The sequence below is a fragment of the Geitlerinema sp. CS-897 genome, assembly GCF_028368005.1.
GTDB lineage: Bacteria > Cyanobacteriota > Cyanobacteriia > Cyanobacteriales > Geitlerinemataceae > Baaleninema > Baaleninema simplex.
In genome coordinates, this window is record NZ_JAQNCQ010000105.1 from 1 (window position 1) to 7,017 (window position 7,017).

Sequence of the window (7,017 nt, forward strand, 5' to 3'; positions counted from 1 at the left end):
GACCGAGACAAGAACGCGGCGAGAAACATAGAAATGGTCGGCATGGGGCATCGGCACGACCTAAAACGGACGGGGAGCGACCGTAAGACTACTTCGGTAGCACGTTGCGTCGAACCGTCAAGAATCACGCCCGGCTTCAGCGGGCGTGAGTATGTCAAAAATTCGTGGAGATGGCTTGGACGGGACAGGTGGGAACGCACTGTTCGCAGACGATACAGCGCGATCGCGTAAACTGGAGGCGGAAGGTTTCGGGATCGAGCGTCAGAGCTTGCGTCGGACAGACTCCCGTACAGAGACCGCAATCGACACAGCGATTTTCGTCGATTTCGATCGAACCGCTGGCGATCGAGACGTTAATTTCTTGAGAGCGCATCCACTCGATCGCCTCGTGAATTTCGTCGATATCTCCCAAGAGTTCTAAAACCAGTTTCCCCACTTGATTGGGGGCGACTTGGGCGCGAATAATATTAGCGGCAATGTTGAAATCTTTCGCCAGTCGGTAGGTGACGGGCATTTGCACGGAATGGCGGGGAAAGCTCAGGGTAACGCGCTTTTTCACTGTAACTCAAATGAGGTGAGACGGCGGAGTTTGGATTGAAAGAGCCAAATGTGATGGTTTTCAATACAACTTGACAATTGTTTGAGATTGACGAATTCAAACTTAACGAATCTCAGATTTAGAGAACGGTTCGAGAGTCTCGCGCGATCGCCCCTCAAGCGACGATGCGGGCGATCGCTCTATCATGACTCATAGCAGCAGCCCACAGATTCAATCGATTACGAACTCTCACGTCCTCGCGAATATCATGTCTGAGTCTAATTTAGCAACTCGCGTTCGCAACTTTATCGTCGCCCTCGCGGCCATCGTCCTCAGCGTATTAATCGTCTTGGGCGTTCGCACCCAAAGCGGTACGGCGACGTTGGCGACACTGGCGGAAACCTCCACGCCTTACGAGGTGGCGCTCTCTAACGGTCAGCCGACGCTGTTAGAATTTTATGCCGACTGGTGTACGAGCTGTCAGGCAATGGCATCCGACCTCGGCGCGTTGAAAGACGAATATCGCGATCGCGTCAATTTTGTCATGCTCAACGTCGATAATACAAAATGGTTGCCGGAGATGGCCGAGTACGAGGTCGATGGTATCCCTCATTTCGTCTTTCTCGATCGCGACGGTCGCGCGATCGCCCAAGCCATCGGCGAACAACCTCGCCGTATCGTGGCACAAAACCTCGACGCCCTCGTACTCGACCGAACGATACCATTTGCCAAATCGACGGGCAAAACCTCCGAATTTCACCCCTTCGTAAAATCGAACGCCGACGATCCTCGCAGTCACGGTTCTCAAGTCCAGTCTGACGTACAGTAAGAGATACTGTCACAGGAGGTATCGAGGCGTTCTGACGGTTCGCGACGATCGAGGCAAAGAATTCGATGTTTTCTCAAACCTACTATGCCATCCGCTCTCGGAAAGACGGGTCTTACCTATCCGCCCGTCCCGATTCTGAAGGCGCCGATCGCTTTATGTTGATGTTTTCCGAACACTTTGACGCCCTCAGCTACATTAACAAGTACGCCGAGGAATACAAAGACCAACTCGCAGTCGAATCGATTTCACCAACTCAGTTGAAAGGGGTTCTCCAACGCTGGAGTTATGCAGGACTCGCCGTCGTGCGCGATCCGCTACTGCCCCGCGTGGAGTTTTTGCGGCAAACCTAAGATCCGAGGCGACTCCAGCGGTTTCACCTGGGAAACTGCCTCTGAAAATGCGAAAATGTCACGAAACTTGGAATTTTGTCGCGAGTTCGCGGCCGTTCCAAGGGTCAACTGTAGAGCAATACAGGTTGCATGCAAGTTTCTAACTCCCCAGCCCCGAATTTTTCCGGTTTCGCGCCAGAGACAACCGCGATGCGATCGCGCCTTCAAATCGACAATTTACTCGATGGGAAGGTTGCCTCTGAAGCCGATGGCGAACCGGGTGCAGATGTGGTGTGCGGACTGACACAAATTCCGAAAACCCTACCTCCCAAGTATTTTTACGACGATCGCGGTTCGGAACTGTTCGAGCAAATTTGCGAACTTCCCGAATACTACCCGACGCGCACGGAAGCGGCAATTTTGCGTCGCTACGCCGACGACATCGCCCACTTAACGGGGCCGGCCGATTTAGTCGAACTCGGTAGCGGCAGTTCCACGAAAACCCGTCGTTTGCTAGATGCTTACAGCCAGTTACACAACTCGTCCAACGGTCATCTGGCGTACTTACCCATCGATGTCAGCGGCGGGATACTCGAACAAAGTGCCTACGCACTGTTAGACGACTATCCGACTTTATCGGTACGCGGTTTGGTAGGAACTTACGAACGAGCGCTCGATCGCCTACCACCGACTTCGTTTCCCACGCGCGTAATCCTGTTTTTAGGCAGTACCATCGGCAATTTAACGCCGAACGAGTGCGATGAATTTCTCGATCGCGTGTCTCGAGCGTTGAATCCCGGTGAATATTTTCTGTTGGGGGTCGATTTACGCAAACCCAAATCTATCCTCGAAGCAGCGTATAACGACAGCCAAAATATAACGGCACAATTCAATTTAAATATGTTAAGCCATCTCAACTCTCGCTTTGATGGCAATTTCAACCCTAGTCAGTTTCAGCATTGGGCATTTTTCAACGAAAAAGAATCTCGAATCGAAATGCATTTGTGCAGTCAAAAAGTACAAACTGCGGTTTTAAAAGACCTCGATTTAACGGTCGAGTTTGCAGCAGAAGAAACCATTCTTACAGAAATTTCTCGTAAGTTCGACCTCGATGGAATGCAAGCCGATCTCAAAAATAAGGGTTTGTCTCCCGTTCGGAGTTGGACGGACGAAAACCATTGGTTCGGCGTTATTCTCTCCCAAAAACAGTAACGCCGACCCTGTTTCGTCAGACCCTCGGTATCGTGGAGATGCCGAGGGTTTCATCAGTTTCTAAGAGGAAACCGACACTACAGCGTCTTTGTCTGCAAGGACGCTACGATCGCCAAAGAATACGAATACTCTGTACTCTTCCCTCTTCACGCTTCCGTAAAAAACTACTCCCACTCGATCGTTCCGGGGGGTTTAGACGTGACGTCGTAAACCACGCGGTTCACACCAGGAACCTCGTTCACAATCCGGTTAGAAATGAGTTCGAGGAAATCGTAATCGACCCGCGACCAATCCGCCGTCATTCCATCTTCGCTCGACACGAAACGCAACACGATCGGATAAGCATAAGTGCGTTTGTCTCCCATCACGCCGACGCTGCGAATCGGTAACAACACCGCAAACGCTTGCCAAAAATCGTGATAAACCCCGTGGCGGTTGATTTCCTGACGGACGATGTAGTCTGCATCCCGTAAAATCTTCAACCGTTCGGCGGTCACTTCTCCCAAAATCCGAATCGCCAAACCGGGGCCGGGGAACGGATGCCGCTTTACGATTTCTTCCGGTAAGCCGATCGATCGCCCGACTTTCCGCACCTCGTCTTTAAACAGTTTCCGCAGAGGTTCGACCAACTTGAACTGTAAATCTTTCGGCAAGCCGCCGACGTTGTGGTGGCTCTTAATCTTCACCGCCACCCGTTCGCCGGTTTTCGGATCGATATTCGAATCGGCCGACTCGATCACGTCGGGATACAAAGTCCCTTGCGCCAAATAATCGAACGGTCCGAGGCGTCGGGATTCTTCCTCGAACACGCGGATAAACTCGTGACCGATGCGGCGGCGCTTTTCTTCCGGGTCGGTCACGCCTTCGAGTTTTGCTAAAAAGCGTTCGCGAGCGTTGACATATTCGACGGGAATGTGAAACTGCTCTTGAAACAACTTCACCAATCGTTCGGGTTCGTACTTCCGCATGAACCCTTGATCGATGAACATACAGGTAAGGTTGTCGCCGATCGCGCGGTGCAGCAAAAACGCCAGCGTCGAGGAATCCACACCGCCGGACAACGCCAGTAACACCCGCTTGTCGCCGACTTTGGCGCGAATTTCCCGCGTCGCTTCTTCGACGAAGGCTTCCGTCGTCCAGGTGGGTTCGCAGTCGCAGATATGGTACACGAAGTTGCGAATTAACGCCTGGCCGCCAATGGAATGGACGACTTCCGGGTGGAACTGTACGCCGTAGAGTTTTTTGTCGTGATCGGCGATCGCCGCGTTGGGAGTATTGTTCGTGTGGGCGAGAATTTCAAAGCCTTCGGGTAATTTCGTCACCGAATCCCCGTGACTCATCCACATCGTCGCCCCGTCTTCTACGTTCGTCAGCAGGTCAGTGGGATCGTCGATATGTAGTGAGGCTTTGCCGTATTCAGCTCGGTCAGCTCGCTCGACGCCGCCGCCGAGTTGTTTGACCATCAGTTGCATCCCGTAGCAAACCCCCAACACCGGAATGCCGAGATCCCAAATTTCGCGATCGCATTCGGGAGCGAAATCGTCGTAAACGGAATTCGGGCCGCCGGAGAGAACGATGCCTTTCGGACTCAGACGCCGTAAATCGCTCGCACTGGTGCGATAGGACAACACTTCTGAATACACTTGGGTTTCGCGAATACGACGCGCGATCAGTTCTGAATACTGAGACCCGAAATCGAGGATGACGACGAGTTGTTGTTGTAGGTCTCGGATCGAGGTTTGGAGTGGGCTGGGTTGAGGGGTCTGGGTTGAAGCAGTCATGAGCTACTGGTGTTGATGTAAGACGGTCGATCGCGTTTCCGATCCCCGGAGTGCGTTCGTCGAGTGCCTGACGTACCTGTGGGGGTGGCGAGTCTTTTTGGATCGGCTACCTCGCTCCTGAGAAACGGGGTCTGCCTAACGCGATCGGTACAGTTGGAGATCTCGAAAGCGTTGCGATGCCGGATCGCCCAAGTCGATCGCCTGTAGATCGACCCCCAACAAACAAGGCAGGTCAATTTATACGAGTTATAACCTCCTAGTGTAAATCGAATTCGGGCAAACGAACAAACCCCCCGAGCGATCGCCCCCTCAACTGACGTACAAGGCCAGAGCTAAGGTAAAGAAAAAGGTGAGTTGGGCCGCCAACGCAAACAGGTAAAATACGGCGCGGGGTCGAAATACCGACAGCATCAAACCGATACTTTTTAAGTCGATAACCGGTCCGAAAACGAGAAACGCCAACAACGCACTACTGGTAAAGGTCGAGGCAAAAGACAAGGCAAAAAACGCATCGACAGTCGAACAAATCGACACTACGAGCGCCAGCAGCATCATGGCGAGAATGGGCGTGACGGTTCCCTGTCCCAAGCTGACGATAACATCGCGAGGAACGGCGGTTTGAACGACCGCCACGATCGCGCTCCCCACTACCAAAACACCCCCGAGTTCCCGCAGTTCCCGCACGGTATTGTCGAGAAACAACACCCACCGCGACGCAGCCGGACGACCGACGAGCAGTCCGCTGTTGGGATTGGCCGCTAACAAAGCCGCTTCGTCGAGGGCGATGGGGCGATCGCGACCTAACTCGCCACCGCCGAGGAGATAAGTCCCTTTTCGCAATAACACCGGGCGATCGCGATCGTCTTCTCCAGACGGCGGTAACGCTTTCGAGGGAATACTGCGCGCGAGAACGGGATGCAGCAGCGGCCGCAAGTCTTTCTGGACGCTGAAAACCACGCCGACGATCGTGGCTACGGCGAGGGACAACAAAACGCGCCACACGACGATTTCGGGCTGGTCGCGAAACGCCACCCAGGTCGACCAAATGACGATGGGATTGATGGTCGGGGCAGCCAAGAGAAACGCGATCGCCACCGCTGGAGGAACCCCTTGAGCCAACAACCGACGCGCCACGGGAACGTTACCGCATTCGCACACGGGAAAGAGAAATCCGATACTGCTGCCGACGATCGCGCCGAGCAGGGGATTCTGCGGCATAACGGCCACGAGTTTTCGCTCGTTGACAAACAGCAGTAAAGCGCTCGACAGCAACACGCCCAACAACAAAAACGGCAGGGCTTCGACGAGCAGGCTGAGAAAAACAGTTACGGCAGGATTGAGCTGCGCCATCAGAGTAAGAACCGCGAACCTCAGTTGTTCTACTTTACTCTGCCAGTTCCCAAGTCGCGATCGCTTACGACGATCGGATCGACTGACGGTTGGCTCTTAAGAAATAGCGACCATACGAGGGTTGTCAGCGAGATCGTCCGAGACGTGGCGGTCTGTTCGAGAACGCGCCGACGAGTCGATGCGGTGACGGACGCGATGGGAGGTTGGAGTTGCGAAGACGGTTCGAGGCGGCGGCGAATGGAAGCTCTCATAAGACCTGGGTTTTCGTGTAAAGATTGACTCGAGATGAACTGGGTTGGGGCGTCCCGATGTAGTAGGACTCCGTCACGTCTGCCGAACGGAAAAGGTACGGCGATTCAAGTCGGGGACGGTTGCTCGACCGGGAGAACCCTCGAAAATTCGGCTTCCCCTTCGGCGATCGAGATCGCTGCGGGAATGCCTACGTCAGAATCGACGACGCGCCCTCGCAGGTCTTCGGTTTCTGGGTCGAACTGGGGTCGTAGCCAGGGTCGGAAATCGTCCCACAGGAATTTCGACAGGACGATGATGGGGATGAGGTGTTGCGGTTTTCTCATGTCGAGCTGTAAGGCGATCGATGTGTTGCGGTACAGCAAAGTTAACGCCACGGTGACGCCGACAAACGCGATCGCCAGCTCGATCGCGTAATACGGCAAGAGTCTCAGAGCGATCGGACTTTCGAGCAGTTTTGGCATTTTCAACTGTACGGACGGGTCGCTTCATCGATCGGTAGAAGACGGTTGTTTTCGATCGGGTGTCAGAGGAGTCGTCCCGTTCGATCGCGACGGTTCGCGACGGTCGGTGTCAAGAGCTGAAGTTCTCTATTCCAACTTGTATTGATGGCTCGAGGAGGTCTCCAATCGCTTTGCGACCGAACTGATTTGGACGTGGTTCGGGTTTTGACCGAACTCGCTTTGATTCTACTGACTTAGAATCGGACGGCGTTGCGATCGCGATCGC

At 53.8% G+C, this 7,017-nt stretch carries 8 protein-coding genes; 3 read left to right on the forward strand and 5 right to left on the reverse strand.

The window, feature by feature from the left end; all coding sequences use genetic code 11:
- Window positions 1-154: 154 nt before the first annotated feature.
- Entirely contained in the window at window positions 155-559 is a 405-nt protein-coding gene (locus tag POG22_RS06270; RefSeq protein ID WP_017658511.1) for an NIL domain-containing protein, read from the reverse strand.
- Window positions 560-806: 247 nt separating this feature from the next.
- Here POG22_RS06270 and POG22_RS06275 point away from each other — a divergent pair, with 247 nt between their 5' ends.
- The 3 genes from POG22_RS06275 (at window position 807) to egtD (ending at window position 2,908) form a co-directional block, all read left to right on the forward strand.
- Window positions 807-1,367: a thioredoxin family protein gene (locus POG22_RS06275; RefSeq protein ID WP_498904231.1), complete on the forward strand. Its 561-nt coding sequence runs from the start codon at window positions 807-809 to the stop codon at window positions 1,365-1,367.
- 65 nt (window positions 1,368-1,432) lie between these two features.
- The gene (locus POG22_RS06280) at window positions 1,433-1,717 is read left to right on the forward strand and encodes a hypothetical protein (RefSeq protein WP_498904232.1); all 285 of its coding nucleotides are present in this window, start codon (window positions 1,433-1,435) and stop codon (window positions 1,715-1,717) included.
- Window positions 1,718-1,846: 129 nt separating this feature from the next.
- The gene (gene egtD, locus POG22_RS06285) at window positions 1,847-2,908 is read left to right on the forward strand and encodes an L-histidine N(alpha)-methyltransferase (protein ID WP_498904234.1); all 1,062 of its coding nucleotides are present in this window, start codon (window positions 1,847-1,849) and stop codon (window positions 2,906-2,908) included.
- Window positions 2,909-3,072: 164 nt separating this feature from the next.
- Here egtD and guaA read toward each other — a convergent pair whose 3' ends face one another.
- From guaA to POG22_RS06305, 4 genes are all read right to left on the reverse strand, one after another.
- The gene (guaA, locus tag POG22_RS06290; RefSeq protein ID WP_063718247.1) at window positions 3,073-4,689 is read right to left on the reverse strand and encodes a glutamine-hydrolyzing GMP synthase; all 1,617 of its coding nucleotides are present in this window, start codon (window positions 4,687-4,689) and stop codon (window positions 3,073-3,075) included.
- A 309-nt stretch (window positions 4,690-4,998) separates the two neighbouring features.
- A complete protein-coding gene (locus POG22_RS06295) occupies window positions 4,999-6,039 on the reverse strand; it encodes a permease (RefSeq protein ID WP_498904236.1) in 1,041 nt (346 codons plus the stop codon).
- Window positions 6,040-6,068: 29 nt separating this feature from the next.
- Complete coding sequence (locus POG22_RS06300) at window positions 6,069-6,290, reverse strand: hypothetical protein (protein ID WP_498904238.1); 222 nt, start codon at window positions 6,288-6,290, stop codon at window positions 6,069-6,071.
- A gap of 105 nt (window positions 6,291-6,395) precedes the next feature.
- On the reverse strand, window positions 6,396-6,752 hold the full coding sequence (locus POG22_RS06305) for a hypothetical protein (RefSeq protein ID WP_498904239.1): 357 nt from the start codon (window positions 6,750-6,752) through the stop codon (window positions 6,396-6,398).
- Between the last annotated feature and the right edge of the window lie 265 nt (window positions 6,753-7,017).